Raw genomic sequence first — 22,692 nt, 5'->3', positions numbered from 1 at the left:
TTCCTTTTCCAGGCCACACGCCCCAACACCTCTGCTGGGCTCATTGCGTCTCCGTGGCGCGCCACAGCATGCGTAGCGGCGACACCGGAGAGATAGGCAAGATCGACGGAACCGATCCGGGACTCGGCGCGTCAAACCCTCTGAAAGATGACTCAGGAGGGATGACCCACAGTGTCCGGAAGCGCAAGGTGCCCGCCATGAACGCATAGTCGGCACAGCTGACGGTGACAGCCGTTGGCATGGAAGCGCACAGTGCGAAACGACGAGTCCACCGCTGACTCCGCCGTATGATTTCGGCTGCCTGACACCCGGAAACCGTTCGAAGTACCGAGTGTCGCAACCGGTTTAAAAGTTTGACCTTGAATGAGCCTCTTGTTAGCCTGTTACGCGATGTCACAAGCGCATCATTCTTGAAGGGGAGAATCTCGAATGCTGACGATGAAGAAGACTGCTGTCGCCGGACTTATCGCCATTGCCGGCCTCGGCCTCGGTATGGGTGTAGGTAACGCCGGCGTCAAGCATGTAGATGGCGGAACGTGGAAGTACGGGACTGACAACGGTCAGTACCCCACATACAACTTCTCGGAATATAGCCACGGCAGTCGAGTACACTCCTCGGCCGTACGCAATTGCAATGGAACGCAGCGGTCTGGCTGGTACGACGGCGGCACCCTCGCAGTGTCATATCAAAGTAGGTGCCTGACCGGCAATGAAGCATTCTATGATGTAAAGAACGGTGGTAGTGGGAGCATCTCCTCTGATAACGAGCGCTAGACACACAACGCACTGGTAGATTTGCATCAGCAGTCGATCAAAGGCCGGCCTACATTTTTTTCTGGGTATGTCCATAGGCGCTCGAGCCAGTAGGCCGGCCACTCGACAGAGAGATGAGGTGCTGTGCAGCTCGTTCCACGAGTTGTTATTGCCTTCGGGTTCACCTTGGCAGCGATTATATCTGTTGCCTATTTCGGAATGAAGGAGCAAACCCAGACGCTCCGCGGAACAACCGAATTCGTAATTGATGATTTTGACCGGTCGCTGTCCAAATCAGCCCTGTACGATTCTTTGTCGGCGGTTTCTGCTCGAAGCAGCGTGAATATTTACAAGCTGAGCTTCGGCGAAAGTAGCAAGGATCGCGTCTTTTTCGAGTTCATCGGAAGCCCAGAGCGTAAGCATCTACTCACGGCCGGTGGCCCCTACACTACATTTGATCCACAACTACACACAACATTTCGGCCTGCGTCTGATATCACCACTGAGGATATCCGTGGCCGGTACGCCGTGGACGGAACCGAATCGGCAAAACGTGGGGCTATTGTTGAATTGAGTCGATTGGGTTTCAACGTAGCGATTTGGGACCAAGATTATGGCCCGCTTCTGTGGGACAACCTCGGCCGATCACACTTGCTTACAATATTCTTCGTAGTACTTCTATGCTGCGCTCTTGTTGTCGGCTATTCCGCCTTGAGCTCAACCAAAGACTATGCCGTCAAGCAATTGCATGGCTACGGACGTATTCGCATTCTCGCCTCAGGCCTCGTCGAAGTGGTCGTGACCTGCGTAGGGATCGCCGCTGCGGCTGCCACCGTTACTGCCGCTTATCTAGGGCTCTACAACAAATTCGCCCGATTCGATGCGTTCCTACCTACTCTGTTAGCCGCCTTCGGAACCCTCGTCCTGCTGCTGGTACTCGTCAAGACGATGTCGATCGCGGTCGCGATCAGTCTGCCGAACAGCGATGGCCGCTACCTGAAAGGCGCTAAAGCGGATGCCACACTCCTGAACTTTGCGTACGTTGCCAAGCTGGCCGTTCTCGCTACCTTACTAGTCTTGATAGTAGGCGGCATCCACACAGTTACGCGGCTTGCGGATATGCACCTAGCAGCGGACCGATGGAAGGCGACTGCCGACTATCTGGCCGTGAGTCATTCAACCGGCATACCAACTACGGATGGCCCGGAGAAGCGGCGGCTGGACGCCCAGTTCAGAAGACTCTTCTCATCGTTCGAGCAGCAAGGCAAGGCAATACTGGTCGCAGGCCAGCACATTCGGTCGCCCACAGGCGACCTGGTAGTGGAAAAATCGATCGATCTCGTGGTCGATAACAACTATCTCCGTGAAAACTGCTTATTGAACTTGCAAAATAATTGTGTGCGAGATGTGAGCACTTCAGATCTGCAGATGACACTCTTGATCCCCGATCATATGAAGGAACAGGAGAACGACATTGTGCAGAGCTACCTGAACCTGATCGTCTTTCAGCAACGGATACAGGGGACTCCCGTCGGCGTTGGCGATATAAAACCGCGAATAATATACTATAAAAGCGGCCAACGTTTGTTCTCATACAGGGCCGAAACAGCCTTGGATGGCGCGTTCGTAGAAGATCCAGTCTTATTAGTGACAGAGGCTTCGACGCGGCTACTGTCTGATGATTTCTACTCTGCGAAATCCAGCTCAGCCGAGGTGCTCTTCATCGACAAAGACCACTTGAGTAGCGAGCTTGTTCGAACCGGATTAGATCCACTGATACAGTATTATTATTCGATCAAAAACCAATCCTTGCAAGCTATATCCGATTTCGAATCCGCCGGTAGAAACCAGCTGATCGGCCTCGCTATCACGGTCATATCCGGGACCGTTACATCGTCGTTCCTTGCTGCGCTCTACTGCTCCCGAAATCGGAAGAGGATCTACCTCGAAGGGATTCACGGCTATTCGTTCCTCCGCCGACACAGCAAAATGATGTGCGGTTTAATATTGGGATGTATAACAACGTTCGCTGGCATTGCCATAGCGAATTCGGCACTCTTCGCGGGGGTGTACTGCCTGGTGGCCGTCGGAATTGTGGTTACGGACATCCTGCTCACTGCGGCCTTCATCGCAGCGTACGAAACACGTTCACACGCGTCCTGGTTGAAGCGTGCGTGAGAGCGGCGATGGAAGAACCATCAGAGTTGCCGGACATCGGAGGCGGTAATGTCGGCGATTAAAGTAGAAAAACTGACAAAATTTTTCGGAGAACGAGCGGTTCTCGACAAGGTTTCGTTTCAGGTCGAGACGGCGACCATGTTGGCGATCACAGGTGCCAGCGGCAGCGGCAAGACTACGCTGCTGAACTGCATAGGTTTGCTCGATGATTACGACAGCGGCGAGATTACTGTTCATGGTACGAGGCTCACAGGTATCCGAAGGCGCGACCGGACTCGGTACTTCCGTTACCAAGTCGGGTACCTGTTCCAGAACTATGCGCTGATTGACGATAAGACCGTCGCCGAGAATCTCTCCGTCGCATGCGCATACGTGAGACGCGAAGTAGGTAGCAAACGGGACTGGCAACTGGAAGCTCTCGAACAAGTAGGTCTGCGAGACAGGCTCACGGCTCGGGTCTTCGAGCTCAGCGGCGGTGAACAGCAGCGTGTGGCCGTCGCCCGGCTGCTCATTAGACGGCCTCGTGTCATCTTGGCTGATGAACCCACCGGGGCATTAGATGCGAGCAACAGGGACGAGATCATAGGTCATCTGCAAAAGCTTCGGGACGCTGGCTCGACAGTGCTAGTGGTGACGCACGATCCGAACGTGGTAGACCGTTGCGACGACCACGTGAAGCTCCGACATCCGATTAGCCCCTAATCCCGGCATAACGGAGGATCTCAGGCGGCCTACGAGAGCAAGCTGTTGGCTTGGTCCCGTAGGCTGCCCAGCATAACGAGCTGGTCCTGGACGGAGGTGATCCGCTCGCCGCTGCGGTCGCCGTACTTCTCGTACGCCGCTTCGGCGTGGCGCAGTGCCTCGTCGGCTTGGTGAGAGAGATCGGCAGCGATGTCGGTGAAGTGGTCGCGTAGCACTCGCTGCATGGCGCGCAAGCGGTTGCGCGACTCTTTGCCGACCTGGAAAATCACGTCGTCCATCAGGCGGGCCACCGCCACCTTAGCCTCGGCCCTGCGGCGTTGCTTGAGATTCTTGCGTTCGTCCCACAGCGCGTTGATGCCGAGCAGCACACCAGCGCCGATCGAGTACCAGTTCACCAATGACATCTTCAGGATGCTGGTGACCAAGCCGACCATCAGAATCCCACCATAGGATCCTCGCAGCGTGGATAGTAGCTGTTGCGTCAGTCTGGATTTCGCGCTCTCCAGCGGCTCCAGCGGCTGCACCGCCTCGAGCACTTCCCCCGGGTTGGCCAAGCGCAGGTCCGGGAGCGGAGGGGTCCGGTTGTCGGCCGGGAACTTGGCGGCCACCTGCTCGCACAGCTCCATCGAGCGGTAATGCGCCACGGCGAAGTTCTCCTCGACCGCCTCGCAGATGCGCGCGTCCAGATCGGCGCCGAATTCCTTCCACCGGCGCGCCGGATCGGTCTGGGTGATCTCGGTCTCGGCGTCGCGGATCAGGCTGCGCAGCCGGTGGCGCAGGTCGTGCTCGATGTCGGCCATCAGCTCTGTCGCGCCGTCGACCAGCGTGACCTGCCAGTTCGCCGTGCGCTGGCGCAGCTGGTCGGCTTCGTCGCGGGCGCGGGCCAGCTGATCGGTGATCTCGGCCCGTCGCCGCGGGTCGCGCAGCGCCTCGGCCTCGGTGCGCAGCGTCAGCGCGAGGTGGTCGCAGACCAGGCGGATGTCCTGGACCGCCGCTTCCAACGCCACCGCGTCCGCGCGGGCCACCACGTAGTCGCGCAGGTGATCGATCAGCTGCGGCACCCCGGATTCGATGTCGCGCTGGTAGTCACCGGTCAGCCCCGCCTGCCGGTGCAGCTCGGCGGAGACCGGCGCCACCGCGAAGCCGAGTCCCGCGGAGTCCAGCAGTTCGCGGTTGCGCTGCTGGGTGCGCGACCAGTGCGGGAACACGTCGATCTTGTTCAGCACGCAGATCACGGTCGGGCAGATCTGCTGGATGCGCTCCAGTTCGGCGATCTGCTCCATGGTCAGCTCGGTACCGGCGTCGCCGACGTAGAGCACGGCGTCGGCCGCGGCGATCATCGACCAGGTGGTGCGGTTGTCGCCCAGCGCACCCGGTGCGTCCATGACGACGACACCGTCGGCGAGCAACGGGCTCGGCTGGGTGAACTCGGCGCGGACGACGCCCTGGGTGGCCAGCGCCGGACCGGGATCGAGCGGGTCGACCGACTGGCGTTCGGTGCGGCCGTACTCGGTCTGCCGCACCAGCGTCGCGGTCGGCTCCGGCCCGTATTCGACGATCACCGGGACGCTCAGATCGCTGTTCGTCGCACTGACCGAGGCGCCGACCAGGCTGTTGACCAGCGTGCTCATGCCGTTCTTCGGATGGCCGACGACCACGAGCCGTACCCGGGGATCGCTCACCCTGGCGTGCACCATGCCCAATCGGCTGCCGAGGTCGTCGCGGCCCGCGGATCGGGCCGTCTCCCGCAGCTCGTCGAGTATTCGGATGAGCGGGGCCATCGCGTCCGGATGTTTCACGGTCGCAGCCTTCAGCCCGGCAGCGGCAGACAACCCTCCTCCTTACTCTCGGTGACTTTCGTTCTGGTACCCCCTGCGGTCACTCCGCAGTCCTCGGAACCGCTCGCGGCCCGGCTACATCAATGAGATGTCCGACACATCCGACGCATAGTGATGCGTTTCCGCCATGGCCGATGCCGGTAGCAAGGCGCTCGAGAGGCCACTGCTCGAGGCCAGCGCCAGCGGGGAGTGATCGTAGGTGTGCTCGGCGACCGGGAAGCCGGAATCGGCCGAGTGGTCCACCGTGAGCGGCGCCGAGATGCCGTGCGGCTTCGGGTCGATCACCTGGGGCTTGATCGGCGCCTGGGTGGGCGCGGGAGCGTTGAAGGTCGGCGCCGGAGGGTACGGCTCGACGGTGGGGGCGTGCGCGGGGGCGCTGTAGGTCGGCTGGTCCGGCGCGGTGTAGGTGGGCTGGTCCGGGGCCGTATACGTCGGCTGCGCCGGCCTGCTGACGGTCGGTACGTCGTCGGTCGGCAGGTGGTTGGTCGGCGGGGTGTCGTGCGACGTGCCGCCGGTGCCGGGGCGGCCGGTGCCGCCGCCCGGTGTCGTCACGTCGTCGTCCGGAGTGGTCGGGGCATGCGGCGCCGGGGTCTGGGTGACCGTCGCGCCCGGGGTCTTGGTGGTCGGCCCGTCCGGTGCGGTGGTGATGCCGCCGTGCGGCGCCGTGGTCGCGCCGGGAAGCTTCGTGACGTCGATATCCGGCGTCTTCGGCGCGGACGGGGCGGTGACATCGCCCGGAACGCTGGGCGTCGGCGTGGTCTTCACGATCGTCGTCGGAAGCGTCACCGTCGACGCGGGCGGCTGGGTCGGATGCGTCGAGTGGGACGGATGCGGGTCGGTCACCGGGGCGGGCTTCACCGCGGGCGTCGGCCGCACGGCGTCGAACAGCGCGGGGACGGCCGCCGCCGGAGCGGTCAACACGGACGGCCCCTCCGGCGCGGCGAACACATTCGCGATCGGCGTCGAGGCGACATCGGGCTGGATCGTGGTCTGCAGCGGAGTGGCCGCGACGACCGGAGCGGCGGCGATTGCAGCGGGAGCGGGCGCCGGGGCGACGGCAGGAGCCACCGACGCGGCAGGCGCGACCGTAGCGGCGGGAACGACCGGCGCCGAGGCCGCGAGCGGCTGCGCGACGCCCGACGACTGCGCCATTCCCGCCGACGAGGACTGCGTGACGCCGGAGGCCGCCGACGACTGCGTCGCGGACGAGCCCGGTGACGTGAGTCCGCCGAGCAGACCGGGATGGCCGGGCCCATGCGGTTCGGTGACCGGGTGATCGATGCCGTCCGGCACGTGGATGCCGTCGGCCAGCCAGTCGGTGTACTCGTCGAGCTGATCGCCGACGTGACCGACCGCCATATCGACCTTCATCTCGGAGGTGAAGTAGATCCCGTTCGGTCCGAGCCCGAAGTCGACCTGCCACTGCGTGCCGACGAACGCCCCGAGATCGCTGCCCGCGCCGACGCCGTCGAACGGATCGTGCGCCGTCGGCACCGCGCCGACGCCGCTGTTTCCGGGCAGGTCGAAGACGGTGGAGCCGGGCGCGACGAAGCCGTTCGAGCCGGGCAGGCCGAACCCGTGCCCGGCTTGGCCGAGTCCGTGGCCGGGCAGGCCGAACCCGTGGCCACCGGGTGCGTCGACATCGTTCGCTACCTCGGACCGGGCGCCGGGCAACGAGAAGCCATGGGACGTGTGGCCCTCGGTCCCCGGAATGGTCATTCCGGAACCGTCGTCCGTGCCGGGGATGCCGCCGAGCCCGGGGACACCGCCTCCGGAGTGTCCGGGCAACTGCATCCCGTGTGCGGCGGACTCGCCGCCGGGCAGCGTCGGCAGCGGCATTCCGGCGTCGGTACCGCTGTAGTCGCCGAGCGAGGGCAGCGATCCCGCGGGGCTTGCGCCGGTGCCGGGCAACGTGAACCCGGGGGCCGGGTTGACCGGGCCGGGGGCCGGATTTCCATGGGCGACCGGGCTGTTGGAACCGTGCGAGGAGAACGGCGCGGGCTCGACGACCGGGTCCGGGAAGGTGATCACCGGGCTCGGCAGATCGGGATCGGGATCGGTGCTGTGCGCCCAGCCGGTGTGCCAGCTGTCGAGGCGGGATTCGCCCGGTTGCGCGGGGACGCCGCCGCCGTTGGCGGCCACCAAGGCGCCTCCGGTGACATAGGCGCCCGCTCGCGCGACCCGTGCGACGCCGGTGGCCACCCGGTAGGCGGTGTCGCCTGCGCGGTCGGCGCCTTCGGGGTCGTCGTCGAAGGGCAGATCACGCGTCATAGAAGCTCCACTCTCGATTGTCCAGCATCCTCACCGCGCCGGTCCGACCGAGTGAAGATCACCCCAACAGTATTTCGGGAATACTCGCCTGTCACATTCTCCAGGACTGGAGTGAATGCCACTGTGGTGAGCAACACCACCTTGCCATCCGAATTACCGGATCGGAAGCCCCATTTCCGATGGCCTTTCCGGACCGCGCGCAGTCTCCGATACGCACACTCACCAGGGCCGATCGCATCGTCGTCGGCCCGGCGGCGGACGCGCCGGGAAAAAGCTGATGAAACTCTAAGAGTTGCCGAAGGAGTGCTGAAGATCCGCTCCGTACCGTCGAATTCGATGAAACATCCGTTCGGCAGCATCGACGCACAGGAGACCTCCGGACAGTGGGCGCATCGACACGAACCCGCCATCTCAGACTGTGGGATTAGATTGACATCATGGCCGGACAACGAATCTTGGTCGTGGACGACGAGGTTCGCGTCCTCGCGTCGCTGCGGCGGGGACTGGAGCTCTCCGACTTCGAGGTCGTCACCGCGGCCGACGGCGCCGAGGCGCTGAGTATGGTCCGCGCCACCACGCCCGACGCGATGGTCTTGGACGTCAACATGCCCGAACTCGACGGTGTCGGCGTGGTCACCGCGCTGCGGGCGATGGGCAACGACATCCCGATCTGTGTGCTCAGCGCGCGCACCGCGGTCAGCGACCGGATCGCCTGCCTGGAGCGCGGCGCCGACGACTACCTCACAAAACCGTTCGATCTGGGCGAGCTCGTCGCCCGGTTGAACGCGCTGCTGCGGCGCAGGCAGAAACCGGCGCCGCGGCCGGAGGAGGTGCGCACGGTCGGGCGGGTACGGATCGACCCGGCCGGGCACCGGGTGCTGGCCGGAGGCAAGCCGGTGGAGCTGACGAAGCGGGAATTCGAGGTGCTCGCACTGCTCGCCGAGCACATCGGCGTCGTGCTCGGCCGCGAGCAGATCCTGTCCGCCGTGTGGGGATACGACTTCCCCACCGACACCAACGTCGTCGACGTGTTCGTCTCCTATCTGCGGCGCAAGCTGGAGGCGGACGGCGTGCCCCGGGTGCTGCACACCGTGCGCGGCGTCGGCTTCGTCCTCCGGGAGGAACCATGAGCAGGTCACCGTCGCTGCGTACCCGGGTAGCCGTCGTGTCGGGGGTGGTCGCGGCGCTGGTCACGCTCACCTTGACGATCACCTTCGCCACCCTGCTCGGCGCCACCGGCGAACGTCAGCTGGACCAGACCGTCTCGTCGATGGCGGTGCGGATCGCCGCGCCCCTCGATGCGGCTCCCGCACCACCGTCCGCGGCCACGCTGTCTCCCGAGCAGGCGCCCGCGGACGCGCGGCGGCCGGGCGTGCCCGCCGACGCCGCGATCACCCGGGTCGACGGGTTGCCCGGCGTACTGGTCGCGCTCGATCCCGATCGCGATGTGGTGGAGGCGGCCATTCATCGCAGTCAGCGCATCGGGCTCGGCATCGGGGTGGCGGGCGCATTGCTGGCCGCCCTGCTCGGCTGGTTCCTCGCCGGATTCGCCGCACGCCCGCTGCGCCGTCTGGCCGACGCCACCCACCGCATCGACACCTTGGAGGAACTGCCGCCGCTGTCCGGCCGCGGCGCGCGGGAAGCCGAGGAACTCTCCGACGCGATCACCCGCATGCTCACCCGGCTGGAAGCCGCCCACCGCGCCACCCAGCGAGCGCTGACCGGCGCACGCGACTTCGCCGCGGTCTGCGCGCACGAATTGCGCACGCCGCTCACCGCTTTGCGCACCGACCTGCAGGTCCTGGCCACCAAGGAGATTCCGGACCAGCAGCGCGGCGCGATCATGTCCGAGGTGCTCCTCGCCGAACAGCAGATCGAGAACACGCTGACCGACCTGGAACGCCTCGCGGTCGGCGAACTCACCGGACCGGACGTGTTCGAGCCGTTCGACCTCTGCGACGTGCTGGACCGGGCCGTGCACGACGCGCGGCGCAGGCACCCGGGGGTGCGGGTGGAGCTCACCGAATGCGCTCCGGTCACGGTGACCGGTTCGCCCGGCGGCGTCGGGCTCATCGTCACGAATGCCGTCGCCAACGCCGTGCAACACGGCCGGGCCGAAACCGTCACCGTCAGCGCCCGATCCGGCCCGGAGGACATCGTGGAGATCCACGTCGACGACGACGGCCGCGGCATCCCCGAGGCGCTGCGCGCCGACGCCTTCGACCGCTTCGTCAAAGGCCCCGGCTCCCCCGGCTCGGGACTCGGCCTGGCCCTGGTCCGCCAGCAAGCCGAATTACATTCCGGCACTGCCGAACTCGGCGAAAGCCCGCTGGGCGGAGCGCGCCTGCGCGTCCGGCTGCGCGCGGCGGGTTAGCCGCCTACTTCTTGTCCTTCGGCTTGTCCGAAGCGGCGTCGGAGGACAGCGCGGCCACGAAGGCTTCCTGCGGGACGTCGACGCGGCCGATCGTCTTCATCCGCTTCTTGCCCTCCTTCTGCTTCTCCAGCAGCTTGCGCTTACGGCTGATGTCACCGCCGTAGCACTTGGCCAGCACATCCTTGCGGATGGCGCGGATGTTCTCCCGGGCGATGATCTTCGACCCGATCGCGGCCTGGATCGGCACCTCGAACTGCTGACGGGGGATCAGCTCACGCAGCTTGGTGGTCATCTTGTGGCCGTAGGCCTGCGCCGCGTCGCGGTGCACGATCGCGCTGAACGCGTCCACCGCCTCGCCCTGCAACAGGATGTCCACCTTCACCAGCTGCGACTCCTGCTCGCCCGACTCCTCGTAGTCGAGGCTCGCGTAGCCGCGGGTGCGCGACTTCAACGAGTCGAAGAAATCGAAGATGATCTCCGCCATCGGCATCGTGTAGCGCAGCTCGACGCGCGTCTCGGAGAGGTAATCCATGCCGCCGAGCTCGCCGCGGCGGGACTGGCACAGCTCCATGATCGAACCGATGAACTCGCTCGGCGAGATGATGGTGCACTTCACCACCGGCTCGTACACCGTCTTGACCTTGCCCTCCGGCCAGTACGAGGGGTTGGTGACCACGTGCTCGGCGCCGTCCTCCATCTCCACCCGGTACACCACGTTCGGCGCGGTCGAGATGAGGTCCAGATCGAACTCGCGCTGCAAGCGCTCGCGCGTGATCTCCATGTGCAGCAGGCCGAGGAAGCCGCAGCGGAAGCCGAACCCCAGCGCCACCGACGTCTCCGGCGTGTAAGTCAGTGCGGCATCGTTGAGCTGCAGTTTCTCCAGCGCGTCGCGGAGGTCCGGGTAATCGGAGCCGTCCACCGGGTACAGGCCGGAGTACACCATCGGGCGCGGCTCGCGATACCCGGTGAGCGGTTCGGTCGCGCCGCCGCGCGCGCCGGTCACCGTGTCGCCGACCTTGGACTGACGCACGTCCTTCACGCCCGTGATCAGATAGCCGACCTCGCCGACGCCGAGACCCTGGGTCGGCTTCGGCTCGGGCGAGACGATGCCGATCTCCAGCAGCTCGTGGGTGGCGCCGGTGGACATCATCTTGATCTTCTCGCGCGGGGTCAGCTTGCCGTCCACCACACGGACGTAGGTGACCACGCCGCGGTAAGTGTCGTAGACCGAGTCGAAGATCATCGCGCGGGCGGGCGCGTCGGCTTCGCCGACCGGCGGCGGGACCTGCGCGATCACCTGGTCGAGCAGATCGGTCACGCCCTCGCCGGTCTTGCCGGAGACGCGCAGCACGTCCGACGGCTCGCAGCCGACGATGTGCGCCAGCTCGGCGGCGTAGCGGTCCGGGTCCGCGGCGGGCAGGTCGATCTTGTTCAGCACCGGGATGACCGTCAGGTCCTTGTCCAGCGCCAGGTACAGGTTGGCCAGCGTCTGCGCCTCGATGCCCTGTGCGGCGTCGACCAGCAGGATCGCGCCCTCACACGCCTCCAGGGCGCGCGACACCTCGTAGGTGAAGTCCACGTGACCCGGTGTGTCGATGAGGTGCAGCACGAAATCGGTGCCCGCGTGCTCTCCGGTCCGGGGCTTCCAGGGCAGCCGCACGTTCTGGGCCTTGATGGTGATGCCGCGTTCGCGCTCGATATCCATCCGGTCCAGGTACTGCGCACGCATCTGCCGCTCCTCGACCACACCGGTCAGTTGCAGCATCCGGTCGGCCAGCGTCGACTTGCCGTGGTCGATGTGCGCGATGATGCAGAAGTTCCGGATCCGGGCGGGATCGGTGAACGTCGTGTCGGCGAAGCTGGCGGGCACTCCACTCCTCATGGGTATCGGCAAACTGCCGTCCATCGTCCCATGATGCTGTGTTGGTTTTTGCAGCGCCTGCGGCGCTGCGTGTTCACGGCCCCGAGAAGTCTCGCGTCCGAGCGACCGAGACTCGCGACTTCGTCGCATGCGCTTCGGTCACTCGGACGCGAGACGGCCCGCGAACGGTGCTCGTAAGACTCGCACTCGGCGGGGGCGGGGCGGGGGTGCGATCGAGCGGGGACGGGAGCGGGGGTGCGATCGAGCGGCGGGCTGTTGGTCGACTGGCCCCTCATGGCATGAGCAGCGGCGGGGCCGACAACGTGCGAGGTTGGGGCCAGTGGTTACGTCGCGGTCGATAGTCCGGACGACACAACGGGTCCCACGCGGGTGAGAAGCGGCGGGTGCGCCGTTATTCTCCAGGGATGGCCCGAAGTTGGAACACCCTCGGCAAGCAGATCGGTCTGATCGCCAAACAACAGGGTCCCAAGATCGTCAAGCAGCAGCGGCCCGGGCTGGTCGACCGGCTGGTGGGGTCGCTGGCCCAGCGGCGCGCGGCCGGCGTCGCGGTGCGGCCCGCCGCCTCGAGGCCGGTGCCGACCGCGGAGCGGGCCCGGCAGATCGTCTACTCGCCGCAACTGGACGGACGTGCCGATCCCGGCGAGATCGTGTGGACCTGGGTGCCGTTCGAAGAGGATCCCGGCAACGGCAAGGACCGGCCCGTGCTGGTGGTCGGCCGCGACCGTCGCACGCTGCTCGGCCTCATGCTGTCGTCGAACCCGGAACGCGCTTACGACCGCAATTGGGTCGGCATCGGCAGCGGGGCGTGGGACCACGACGGCCGCCCCAGTTGGGTGCGGCTCGATCGGGTGCTCGACGTGCCGGAGGCGGGCATCCGCCGGGAGGGCGCCATCTTGCCGCGCAAGACCTTCGATCTGGTCGCCCACCGGCTCTGCGCCGAGTACGCCTGGCACTGAGCGCGAGCGACGCCTGCTTCGGGCGGGGTGGGTCAGGAGATCATCTCGCGGGAACGGCCGTACAGCAGGCCGTACAGCAGCGCACCGAGGGCGCCGCCGATCAGCGGGAAGACGATGAACGCCCAGACCTGTCCCATCGCACCGTCCTGGTAGGGCGCCACGGCGAGACTGCGGGCCGGGTTGACGGAGGTGTTGTCCACCGGAATCGACACCAGGTGGATCACCGCCAGCGTGACGCCGATGGACAGCCCGGCCAGCGGCACGTCGGAGATCTGGTCGGTGGAGGACAGCACCACGAAGACCAGCAGCGCCGTCAGCATCACCTCGACGATGATCATGGCGGCCACCCCGTACCCGTTCTGCACCACCACCTCGCCGAGCGGTCCCCGGATCGCCGACGGACTGTGCTTGCCCCACCCGTTCGCGCCGAGCCCGTCGACCGGCCGATCGTAGGACGGCAGGTTCTTGGCCAAGGCGAACAGCACGAGTCCGGCGAGGAGTCCGCCGATCAGTTGCGAGATCACATATCCCGCCGCGGACACGCCACTGAGCCGGCCGAGCAGCAGATGCCCCACGGTCACCGCCGGGTTGACGTGGCAGCCGGAGATGGGCCCGATCGAATAGACCAGGAACATCAGCGACAGGCCGAAGCCGAGCGCGACGCCCAGCGGACCGACCTTCTCCCCCGCCAGCACCGCGGTGCCGACGCCACCGATGACCAGGACGAAGGTGCCGAGCGCCTCGGCGCCCCATTTCTTGCTCTCGGGAATCGGTTTGTTCTCGACAGCCTCTTCGACTACTTCCTGGGCCGTTGGAGACATCTGTCCACCTTCCGCGTTCCAGACCTGCGCTCGGACTAGTCGTGGTACCGCTTCGACAACAGAGCCGCTCGAAGTGCAATGGTTGCTCTGAGGACGCTACGCGAGTCGAGTGATCTCTACAACGACTTCGGGGTCCGCCGAGCCGTCCTCGGGAAGGGAGTCATCATCAGCGGAACGTCGGCGTCGACCGAGGGTGTTCTCGAGGAAAAATGCTGCTCTCCGGCGTGATGCTGCCGGTCGCGCCGGGTAGACACCGAAGTCTCGGCAGCGTCGGGAGCGCGCCCGGCAACCGAGGTAGCCAGAAATACACCACATCGGGGACGCGATCTGCGCGGCGGCATGCCGGGCGCACGGCTGCGATACCTTCTGGAGCGCAGGCATCGGCTGGCACCACGAACCTCTGCCGCACGGAAGCCCGATCGCCCGACGGGCGACTACCCGGGCGTCGGCCTTCCGACCGGTCGAGTGTCGATTTCGTGCGCAGGACGGCGACTGGTAACCTCGATCTTCGGCGCTGCGTTACCCGTCCACCTCGGGTATGTCGCGCGCTCGACGAACTTTCCCAGAAAAGACCAACCAGACAGGAACACGAGGAACCGGCGTGGCCAACATCAAGTCCCAGCTGAAGCGGATCCGCACCAACGAGGCGGCGCGCAAGCGCAACCAGTCGGTCAAGTCCGCGTTGCGCACCGCCATCCGCAGCTTCCGCGAGGCCGCGGCCTCCGGCGACAAGGACGCCGCCGCCGAGCGCCTGCAGTTCGCCAGCCGGAAGCTGGACAAGGCCGCCTCGAAGGGCGTCATCCACGCCAACCAGGCCGCCAACAAGAAGTCGGCCCTGTCGCTGGCCTTCAACAAGCTCTGATCCACCCGGTACCGCAAGCCGGTACCGCGCTCGTGCTGTGACGCAGCCGCCGTGGCCTCGACGACCACGGCGGCTTTTGTCGTACCCAGATGGCAACAGCGCTCCCCACCCTTTCTACCTGGGGTTTCGGGATTCGGCCCGCGCCGTGTCAGAGGTTCCAGCTACCATTCCGCGCATGGTAACCGTGTATGCCAATCAGACGGTCGTTCGCGCCGAGGATCTGCCGGATGTGATCCGCGCGGCCGAGGTGCTCGGCTTCGGACTGAAGATCGAGAATGTGCTCGTTCCCGACGACGACGGCGGTTACTCGTTGGAGTGGATCGTCACGCGCGACGAGGACGTGCCCGCCTACGAGGAGTGGGACGGCCGCTACGAGGACGCGGACGACGATGGTGAACTGATCCTGAGTTCCGCCGAATAGCCCCTGGTCACGGCGCGTCCAGAGCGGCGACCAGCCGGTCCAGCGCCGCCTGGGAATCGATGTCGACGGCGCGGTAGATGACGATCCGCTGGTCGGGATCCTGCACGGGCATCAGCACCTCGTAGCTGACGACCAGCGGACCCACCAGCGGATGCCGCAGCGGCTTGTTCCCCCGGCCCTGCACCCGCACGTCGTGGCGGGCCCACGCCTGCTCGAACTCCGGACTGTGCGCGGTGAACTCGGCGATCAGGTCGGCCAACGCGCGGTCGTCCGGGTGCGCGGCCCATGCCGCGCGCAGATCCGCGATGCCCTCACGAATGACGCGTTCGCGCTCGACATAGAAATCCCGCATGCTCGGGTCGAGCAGGCACAACCACATGGAGTTTCGCTGCCGCTCCGGTAGCGCGCCGAAATCGGTGATCAACGCCGCCATCTCCCGATTCCAGGCCAGGATGTCGTAGCGGTGGTTGACCAGCATCGCGGGCAGCGGCGACAGATCACGCACCAGCATGGCCAGGGCGGGCGCCGGGGCGGTGCTCGGCTTGCCGTGGTCCGGCTGCCGCTGCAGCGCCAGATCGAACAGATAGGCGCGCTCGTCGTCGTTCAGGCACAGTGCCCGCGCCAGCGCGTTGAGCACCTCCACCGACGGACGCAGGCCGCGCCCCTGCTCCAGCCGCACGATGTAGTCGGTGCTCACGCCCGCGAGTTCGGCGACCTCTTCCCGCCGCAGCCCCGGTGTCCGGCGTGCCTGCCTGCGCTGCGGCAAGCCCAAATCCTCCGGCGTCAACCGCTCCCGGCGGGCCCGCAGGAAGGCACCCATCTCCTGCACCCGATCCGCGCTGCCGCGACCTGCGCGGTTGCCGGGAGTGCCGCGGCCGGCGGCATCGCGGCGCCGAGTCGGGTCCGCCGCGCTCTCGGGCTGTCCGTGACTACGTGGGCTGCCGCCGCCGGACCCGAGGTCGCGGCGCTGAGTCGAATCCGCGCCGTTCCCGGGCCCTTGGGTACGCGAGCTACCGCCGGGCCCGAGCTCGCGGCGCTGGGTGGAGTTCACCGTGCCAGTCATCACCGTCGATCCTACGGCTGCCTAGGACTGGCCTTCCCAGGATGAAGCTTCCCTTACTCGGCTTCGTACGCCGTTGAAAACTGGCTATCGACAACACGGCATCGCGAACACAAGGAGCTGGACATGTCCGGAGCCCGCACCCTCGACACCTACCGGCTGCTCGGCCGCTCGGGACTTCGAGTTTCTCCGCTGTCCCTGGGAACCATGACCTTCGGCGCCGATTGGGGCTGGGGCGCGGAACGGGACGAAGCCCGCAAGATCTTCGACACCTACGTCGAGCGCGGTGGCAACTTCATCGACACGGCCAACCAGTACACCAACGGCACCTCCGAGCAACTGCTCGGCGAATTCACCGCGGACAACCGCGAAAGCCTGGTACTGGCCACCAAATACACCATGCTGCGCCGCCCGGGCGATCCGAACTCCGGTGGCAACCACCGCAAGAGCATGATCGGCTCGGTCGAGGCCAGCTTGCGCAGGCTGAACACCGACTACATCGACCTGCTCTACTTGCACGCCTGGGACTTCCTGACCCCCGTCGAGGAAATCCTGCGCGGCATGGACGATCTGGTGCGCTCGGGCAAAGTGCTCTACCTCGGCATCTCCGACGCGCCGGCCTGGCAGATCGCGCGGATGCAGACCATCGCGGACCTGCGCGGCTGGTCGCCGCTGATCGCACTGCAGATCGAGTACAGCCTGATCGAACGGACCGTCGAGCGTGACCTCATCCCGATGGCGCGCGAACTGGGCCTCGGCGTGATCCCGTGGTCGCCGCTGGCCAGCGGCGTGCTCACCGGCAAGTACAGCCGTGCCGATCTCGACCACGAGGCGGACGGTTCGCCCGAGGGCAGCCGCAAGAACGTGGCCGCCGCCAACGGCTCGCTCACCGAACGCGGGCTCGCCATCGCCGATGTCGTCAAGCAGGTCGCCGACGAAATCGGCAAGACGCCTTCGCAAGTCGCGCTGGCTTGGACGCTGCGCGACCCCGCGGTCACCTCGCCACTCGTCGGCGCCCGCACCGCGGCGCAACTGGAGGACAACCTCGGCGCGCTCGACGTGGAGTTCGACGCCGCCCAGCTCGCCCGGCTCGAACAGGCCAGCGCGGTAGACCTCGGCTTCCCGCACGAGTTCCTGAACCGCCCCATGACCCAGAGCGTCACCTTCGGCGACCTGAAGATCGAAGGGCGCGCTTGATCGTCGCCTCGTACGGCGGTGCGGAACTGGACCCGCACCGCCGCACAAGGCTGTGACCTCGGCGTCGCGCGCTTCTCGAGCACGCCGCGGCTTACGGCGCATCGGTGCTCTTACTGGGGCCGCTGACCTCCTGACCCGCATCGCCCGGCCGAGGCAGCGGCGCTGTCTCGTCGTGTGATGGTCCCGGGGGTGTGTCCTGGACGGACGAACGACGCGGGGAGCAGCGCGAACCCGCCCATCTCACACGTGATCGCCGCGACCGGGCGATCGTCTTCACGTCCCCGCCACTGGCGCGTCGTGCCCACGGGATTCCGCGCCGAGGCGATGCCGCAGAACCAGGGCAGCACGGATCGCAAGGGGCCTGTCCCCATCCGGGGAGCCGCGGCACCACGGCGACCACCGCGCAGTGTGCTCACCGATCCCGCTCAGACGCTCACGTGGCGGTTGATTCGACGAAGGTGACGAGACTCACAGTCCGAACAGTTCGGGTGCGCCGCACCGTCCACATCGGTGAGCGCAACGACCGAGGGAGAGTGGCCATGGACCTGGACGAGATCACGATGTGGACGCGCGCCGAGCGTCTCGCCATCGCCGACCTCCTCGATGACCTGGCCGACCACGAATGGACCGCCGCCTCGCTGTGCCCCGGCTGGACCGTGCACGACGTCTTGGCTCACCTGACCCTGTCCAATCGAGTCACCCTCGGTACGACGATCGCGGGAATCCTCCGGGCGCGAGGCGACTGGAACCGGATGACGGAGCGCATGGCACGCGACCGCGCGAGCCGCTACTCACCCGCCGAGCTGATCGCGCAACTGCGCGAAGGTGCCGCCTGGACGCGGCGGGCGCCGGGAGCCGGACCACTGGATCCCCTGATCGACACCATGATTCACGGGCAGGACATCGCCCGCCCGCTCGGCAGGCGACACCCCATGCCCCTCGAGCAGGCCGTCGTCGCACTGGAACACGTACTGCGCAGCCCGTTCTACGGCGGCAAGAAGCGCCTGCACGGTCTGCGCCTGGTGGCCACCGACGCGGCGTGGTCCTCCGGCACCGGCACAGCGGAGATCGAAGGCCCGCTGAGCGATCTGCTGCTCGTAGCGACCGGACGCGCGGCAGGGCTCGCCGGATTGACGGGCACGGGTGTGGAAAACCTCGCCCGCGCGCTGTAGCGGTCGAGCCGGTCGAGATGCGCAGACATGGATCACGAGGCCGTGCGGCGCGCATTCTGGTCGGCGGTGGCACGGTGCCTGGCGAATGGCTGACGGCTCGTAAGCGCGAACACCTCACCTGATCACGACACGCGGCCTGGTCGACGTGGTCATTCGCAGTGCGCGGAACCGATGGTCGTCTCGATCCGCCAGGTCACGACGTCCTCACCGGCCGAAGCGAACTGGCCCTGATGTGACCGAGCACGCCCATTCTCGGCAAGCAGGATGCGGCGGGCCCTGCCGCAAGTGCCCGCGCCGACCACTACCCGCCTCCGTATCGAGCGGGCCACTCGATCTCACGCAAGGCCAGCGCGATGACCGAACCGGCCCTGCTCAGCCCGCGCCGTGTAGATCGAGTATTCGGGTGAGGGCGTGTTCCAGCGCGTAGCCCGCGTCGGCGGCGCCGCCCTTCACGTCGGCGTTGAGGGTCGCGACCACCTGGAGGGCGGAGCCGATGGTCGCGGGAGTCCAGTTGCGGGCCTGGGCTTGCGCCTTCTTCACCTTCCACGGCGGCATGCCGAGTTGCTGGGCCAGTTTGAACGGGTCACCGCGCCCGGCCGAGCCGACGCGCGCGATGGTGTGCACCGAGTCGGCGAGCGCGTCGGCGAGCAGGACGTGCGGAACGCCGCGATCGTTCGCCCAGCGCAGCGCCTCCATCGCGCCGGGGCGATCCCCCGCCACGGCCAGTTCGGCCACGTCGAAGCCGGAGACCTCGGCTTTGCCCGAGTAGTAGCGGCGCACGGCCGCCACATCGATCTTCCCGCCGGTGTCCGAGGCCAGCTGTCCGCACGCCGCCGCCAGCTCACGCAGGTCCGAACCCACCGCCTCCAGCATCACTTGGACCACCTCGCCGGACACTCGCACTCCGGCGTTGCGGAACTCACCGCGGACGAATTCGACTCGCTCCGCGGCCTTGGTCAGCTTGGCGCAGTCGTGGGTGACCGCGCCGGCTTTCTGCAAAGCGGGCGCGAGCGCCTTTGCTCGTCCGCCACCGGAATGCACGATGGCGAGCACCACACCCTCGGGCGGACTCTGCGCCGCCTCGGTGATCACCGCGACCGCGTCTTTACCCGCTTCGGCCGCGGCCTCGAGGATGATCACCCGATCCTCGGCGAACAGCGACGGGCTCAGCAGTTCCGCGAGTTCCGCGGTGCTCGCGTCCCCCGCGCGCAAGCGATCGACCGGCACCGCGTCCGGGTCCGGGGCCAACGCCCGCACCTGCGCGGTCAGCGCCCCCAGCGCTCGCTCGATCAGCAGTTCCTCTTCCCCCAGCACCAGATGTACCGACGCGGGCCGCTCGCTCACGACAGCGCCTCCCGTATGCCGGAGGGCATCGTGCCCCGAGGAACCGCCGCATTGCTCCATCCGCCGCGCTCGTCCACAGCCCGATCCTACGGTTCTCAACCGACACCTCGTGAACTCGTCACGCGTAGGTGTCCGCCGCTGCCGGACACCACGATGTCGCCTTCCCGGTCCGTGCGGGACACCATGGCGCCGAGGGCGGACAGGTCCGCGAGGATGGCGGGGTTGGGATGGCCGAAGGTGTTGTCGGCGCCGACGCTGACGAGCACCAGGCGAGGCCGTACTGCGTCCAGGAATTCTTTGGTCGTTGTGCGGGATCCGTGGTGCGGGAGTTTGAGGATGTCCGCCTGGATGGGGATCCCGGCATGCATCAGAGCTCGCTGCGCGGATGCTTCGATGTCCCCGGTGAGCAGGATCCGGCCCGCGGGCGTGCGGGCAGTGACGACCACCGAACGGTCGTTGGCGTCCTCGGTTTCGGCGCCCGGGACGGGTCGCGGCCCGCTTCTTGACGGCGCGAGCACTTCGAGTTCGATCGACCCGAAACTCAGGACGTGCCCGGCCGACAACTCCAGCAGCGGCACTCCCGCGCTTCTGGCGATGGCCGCGACCTGCGCGAGCCCCGAGGCAGGAGTACGGGCGTCACCCGATGGGCGCACCGGCCTTTCGCTCTCGAATTCGGCTGGATCACAATCGAGTTGCTCGCGCCTGCTCACGTAGGAGGAGTGCTCGTAGATGCCCGGCGGCAGCCTTCGCGCGTCTCTCCGGCCGGTGAGAGGGGTGCGATGATTCTCCGGATCGCGCTTCGCGGCACCGATGAGCGCCGGTGCATTCGCGGCCGGTGTAGCGGTCGGTGCGGAGCCGCAGCCGGGCTCGACTTCGGAAGCCGACCGGCCGGGGCCGGGCGGAGGAGGCGGCGCAAGACCGTCGAGCTCGTGGATTCCGACGGCGATCGCGTCGACCGCACGCTCGTGCAGTGCCCCGGTGAGCCCGTCGATGTGGTCCGCGTGCGGATGGGTCAGGATCAGCAGCGGGATGCGCGAGATGCCCAACCGGTCCAGGCAAGTGCGGATCGGGCGCGGATCCGGCCCTACATCGATGACGATGGCGGCGCCGGGACCGACCGACAGGGCGAGGCCGTCGCCTTGGCCGACATCACATGCCGCGAGAATCCAGCCGCTCGGCGGCCAGCCCGGATGCCAGAGCCGCACCGGGACCAGCACCACCGCGACGCCGAGCACCAGCGCGGCGGCGATCCGTCGCACGGCTCGGGCACGCATGCCCGCGATCGCGCCCGCCACGACGGCACCCGCGATCAGCCCGCCCGCCACACCACCCGGCACCGCGACGGATGCGCCGGGCAGCGCGGCCGCGTGGCGGGCCACCCACAGCACCCACCACAGCGGCGGCGTAGCGCAACGCAAGACCAGGTCGGCGAGCGGCGACCACAGGCTCGCGAGCACCGCACCACCCGCCCCCACGACGGTGATCGGCGCGATGACCGGGGCGACAAGGACATTCGCGAGCACCGCGACCAGGCTCAGCCGCCCGGTGAGCGCGATCACGATCGGCGTCGTGACCACGAACGCCCCGGCGGACACGGCGACTATCTCGGCGGGCACGCGCCACCATCCCCTGGCACGCAGCCAGTCGCCCCAGCTCGGCGCCAGCAGGATGAGGCCACCCGTCGCGATCACCGACAGCGCGAACCCTGCGTTCACGGCGAGCCCGGGCCACAGGGCGAGCAGCGCGATGATCGCGGCGCACAGCGCGGGCAGCGCCTGCTTACGACGACCCGTGAGCACGGCCAGCAGGGTGATCGCGCCCATCGCACCGGCGCGCAGCACGCTCGGGTCCGGCCGCGCGACGACGACGAACATGAGCAGCGCCGCAACGGCGACGGCCACCGCGCCGCGCGGGCCGAGGGTCAGCACGCGCACGACGAACAACACGACGGAGAGCAGGATGGTGAAATTCGCGCCGCTGACCACGGTCAGGTGCTGTAACCCGGCGATCTCGAAGTCCTCGCGCACCTGTCCGGACAGCACCGAAGTGTCACCGACGACCAGCGCGGGCAACAACCCTGCGGCGTCGGGCGGCAGTGCCCGCATGGCCGACGCCGCGAAATCGGTGCGCACCGAACCGGCGATGCGCTGCCACCAGGGCAGCGGCCCCACGGCGACCGGTGCTCCCTGTGCGTGCAGCGTCACGACGGTGAGATCGGACCGGCGCGGCTGTTCCACCCGGGCCCGGAACTCGACCGGGCCGCCCGGCGACAAGTGTGCCCACTCCGGTCCGGAAGCCAGGACGACCACCGCGCCACCGGCGCGCACGGTCACACCCCCGCGCCGGTATTCGCGCAGATCCGCCCGGACCGCCCATTGCCGGTCCGCACCGGCGACCCTGGCGCGCAGTGGTTTCGGGTCGTCCGTCGGGGTGACCACCACGCGCAGCGACTGCCCCGCCGCCGCCCGCAACGGATGGCTCGCGACCCGATGCTCCCGCCATGCCGCGGCAGCCGCGAAGCCTGCCCCCAGTACCACGGCCGCGAGGGCCACCACCGCTATCGCTCGCCGACGTTCGCCACGGTGCGCGATCGCCCACAGCAGCAGAACCCACAACCCGATGGCCGAAACCGTCAACGCTGCCGCCAGCCCCACCCCGGCTCGCCACCCCGCCGTCACAGCCACGATCGTTGCGCCCCAACAGGACAGCGCGGCCGGTAAGAGGCGGGCGTCCAGCACCTGGACAGTGCCGGAATCCTCCGCCGCGACGCCCTGCTCCGAACCTCGAACGCCTTCGCCCGTGGCGGCCACCGGCGACTCCGCACGAGATCCCAGCCTCCGGCGAACCAGCTCGATCAAGCC

Annotated in this window: 17 protein-coding genes; 10 read left to right on the top strand and 7 right to left on the bottom strand. The window is 67.1% G+C overall.

Annotation, left to right across the window (positions count from 1 at the left end):
* Positions 1-429: 429 nt before the first annotated feature.
* The 3 genes from ON29_RS34540 to ON29_RS08165 all read left to right on the top strand — a co-directional run bounded on the left by ON29_RS34540 (position 430) and on the right by ON29_RS08165 (position 3,633).
* Positions 430-774 carry a lactococcin 972 family bacteriocin gene (locus ON29_RS34540; protein ID WP_083863301.1) on the top strand — a complete coding sequence of 115 codons (345 nt, stop codon included), beginning with the start codon at positions 430-432 and terminating at the stop codon, positions 772-774.
* Between the two features lie 123 nt (positions 775-897).
* Positions 898-2,931, top strand: coding sequence for a DUF1430 domain-containing protein (locus ON29_RS08170; RefSeq protein WP_157172691.1), 2,034 nt, complete (start codon positions 898-900; stop codon positions 2,929-2,931).
* 48 nt (positions 2,932-2,979) lie between these two features.
* Complete coding sequence (locus ON29_RS08165; protein WP_040865536.1) at positions 2,980-3,633, top strand: ATP-binding cassette domain-containing protein; 654 nt, start codon at positions 2,980-2,982, stop codon at positions 3,631-3,633.
* 29 nt (positions 3,634-3,662) lie between these two features.
* Here ON29_RS08165 and ON29_RS08160 read toward each other — a convergent pair whose 3' ends face one another.
* Entirely contained in the window at positions 3,663-5,465 is a 1,803-nt protein-coding gene (locus ON29_RS08160; protein ID WP_051174981.1) for a dynamin family protein, read from the bottom strand.
* 81 nt (positions 5,466-5,546) lie between these two features.
* Positions 5,547-7,742, bottom strand: a complete 2,196-nt coding sequence (locus ON29_RS33690) for a hypothetical protein (protein WP_051174980.1) — start codon at positions 7,740-7,742, stop codon at positions 5,547-5,549.
* Positions 7,743-8,179: 437 nt separating this feature from the next.
* Between ON29_RS33690 and ON29_RS08150 the strand changes: the two genes are divergently transcribed.
* Both ON29_RS08150 and ON29_RS08145 read left to right on the top strand, forming a co-directional pair.
* The gene (locus ON29_RS08150) at positions 8,180-8,872 is read left to right on the top strand and encodes a response regulator transcription factor (RefSeq protein WP_040865535.1); all 693 of its coding nucleotides are present in this window, start codon (positions 8,180-8,182) and stop codon (positions 8,870-8,872) included.
* Positions 8,869-10,116, top strand: coding sequence for a sensor histidine kinase (locus ON29_RS08145; protein WP_040865534.1), 1,248 nt, complete (start codon positions 8,869-8,871; stop codon positions 10,114-10,116). Before ON29_RS08150 ends, ON29_RS08145 begins: the two co-directional genes overlap by 4 nt.
* Before the next feature lie 4 nt (positions 10,117-10,120).
* Here the strand turns inward: ON29_RS08145 and lepA are convergent, their stop codons facing one another.
* On the bottom strand, positions 10,121-12,022 hold the full coding sequence (lepA, locus tag ON29_RS08140; protein WP_083863299.1) for a translation elongation factor 4: 1,902 nt from the start codon (positions 12,020-12,022) through the stop codon (positions 10,121-10,123).
* A 380-nt stretch (positions 12,023-12,402) separates the two neighbouring features.
* Between lepA and ON29_RS08135 the strand changes: the two genes are divergently transcribed.
* Positions 12,403-12,954 carry a type II toxin-antitoxin system PemK/MazF family toxin gene (locus tag ON29_RS08135; RefSeq protein WP_040865532.1) on the top strand — a complete coding sequence of 184 codons (552 nt, stop codon included), beginning with the start codon at positions 12,403-12,405 and terminating at the stop codon, positions 12,952-12,954.
* A 32-nt stretch (positions 12,955-12,986) separates the two neighbouring features.
* Here the strand turns inward: ON29_RS08135 and ON29_RS08130 are convergent, their stop codons facing one another.
* Entirely contained in the window at positions 12,987-13,775 is a 789-nt protein-coding gene (locus ON29_RS08130; RefSeq protein WP_040865531.1) for an aquaporin, read from the bottom strand.
* Positions 13,776-14,376: 601 nt separating this feature from the next.
* Here ON29_RS08130 and rpsT point away from each other — a divergent pair.
* Both rpsT and ON29_RS08120 read left to right on the top strand, forming a co-directional pair.
* Positions 14,377-14,637 carry a 30S ribosomal protein S20 gene (rpsT, locus tag ON29_RS08125; RefSeq protein WP_040865530.1) on the top strand — a complete coding sequence of 87 codons (261 nt, stop codon included), beginning with the start codon at positions 14,377-14,379 and terminating at the stop codon, positions 14,635-14,637.
* Between the two features lie 175 nt (positions 14,638-14,812).
* Entirely contained in the window at positions 14,813-15,058 is a 246-nt protein-coding gene (locus ON29_RS08120; RefSeq protein WP_040865529.1) for a hypothetical protein, read from the top strand.
* Positions 15,059-15,065: 7 nt separating this feature from the next.
* On the opposite strand, the gene ON29_RS08115 is transcribed toward ON29_RS08120, so the two are convergent.
* Positions 15,066-16,121 (bottom strand): helix-turn-helix transcriptional regulator, encoded by a 1,056-nt coding sequence (locus ON29_RS08115; protein ID WP_245548864.1) that lies wholly within the window; start codon positions 16,119-16,121, stop codon positions 15,066-15,068.
* A gap of 123 nt (positions 16,122-16,244) precedes the next feature.
* Between ON29_RS08115 and ON29_RS08110 the strand changes: the two genes are divergently transcribed.
* Positions 16,245-17,315 (top strand): aldo/keto reductase, encoded by a 1,071-nt coding sequence (locus tag ON29_RS08110; protein WP_040865527.1) that lies wholly within the window; start codon positions 16,245-16,247, stop codon positions 17,313-17,315.
* 539 nt (positions 17,316-17,854) lie between these two features.
* The gene (locus tag ON29_RS08105; RefSeq protein ID WP_040865526.1) at positions 17,855-18,487 is read left to right on the top strand and encodes a maleylpyruvate isomerase family mycothiol-dependent enzyme; all 633 of its coding nucleotides are present in this window, start codon (positions 17,855-17,857) and stop codon (positions 18,485-18,487) included.
* A 372-nt stretch (positions 18,488-18,859) separates the two neighbouring features.
* On the opposite strand, the gene holA is transcribed toward ON29_RS08105, so the two are convergent.
* Together holA and ON29_RS08095 are read right to left on the bottom strand one after the other, a co-directional pair.
* The gene (holA, locus tag ON29_RS08100) at positions 18,860-19,831 is read right to left on the bottom strand and encodes a DNA polymerase III subunit delta (RefSeq protein WP_040865525.1); all 972 of its coding nucleotides are present in this window, start codon (positions 19,829-19,831) and stop codon (positions 18,860-18,862) included.
* Positions 19,832-19,926: 95 nt separating this feature from the next.
* Positions 19,927-22,641: a ComEC/Rec2 family competence protein gene (locus ON29_RS08095; protein WP_245548863.1), complete on the bottom strand. Its 2,715-nt coding sequence runs from the start codon at positions 22,639-22,641 to the stop codon at positions 19,927-19,929.
* Between the last annotated feature and the right edge of the window lie 51 nt (positions 22,642-22,692).

This window comes from Nocardia exalbida NBRC 100660 (genome assembly GCF_000308575.1).
Classification (GTDB): Bacteria; Actinomycetota; Actinomycetes; order Mycobacteriales; family Mycobacteriaceae; genus Nocardia; species Nocardia exalbida.
Note: the sequence above shows the minus strand (reverse complement) of the source record. Positions and strands in the feature narration are given on the sequence as shown.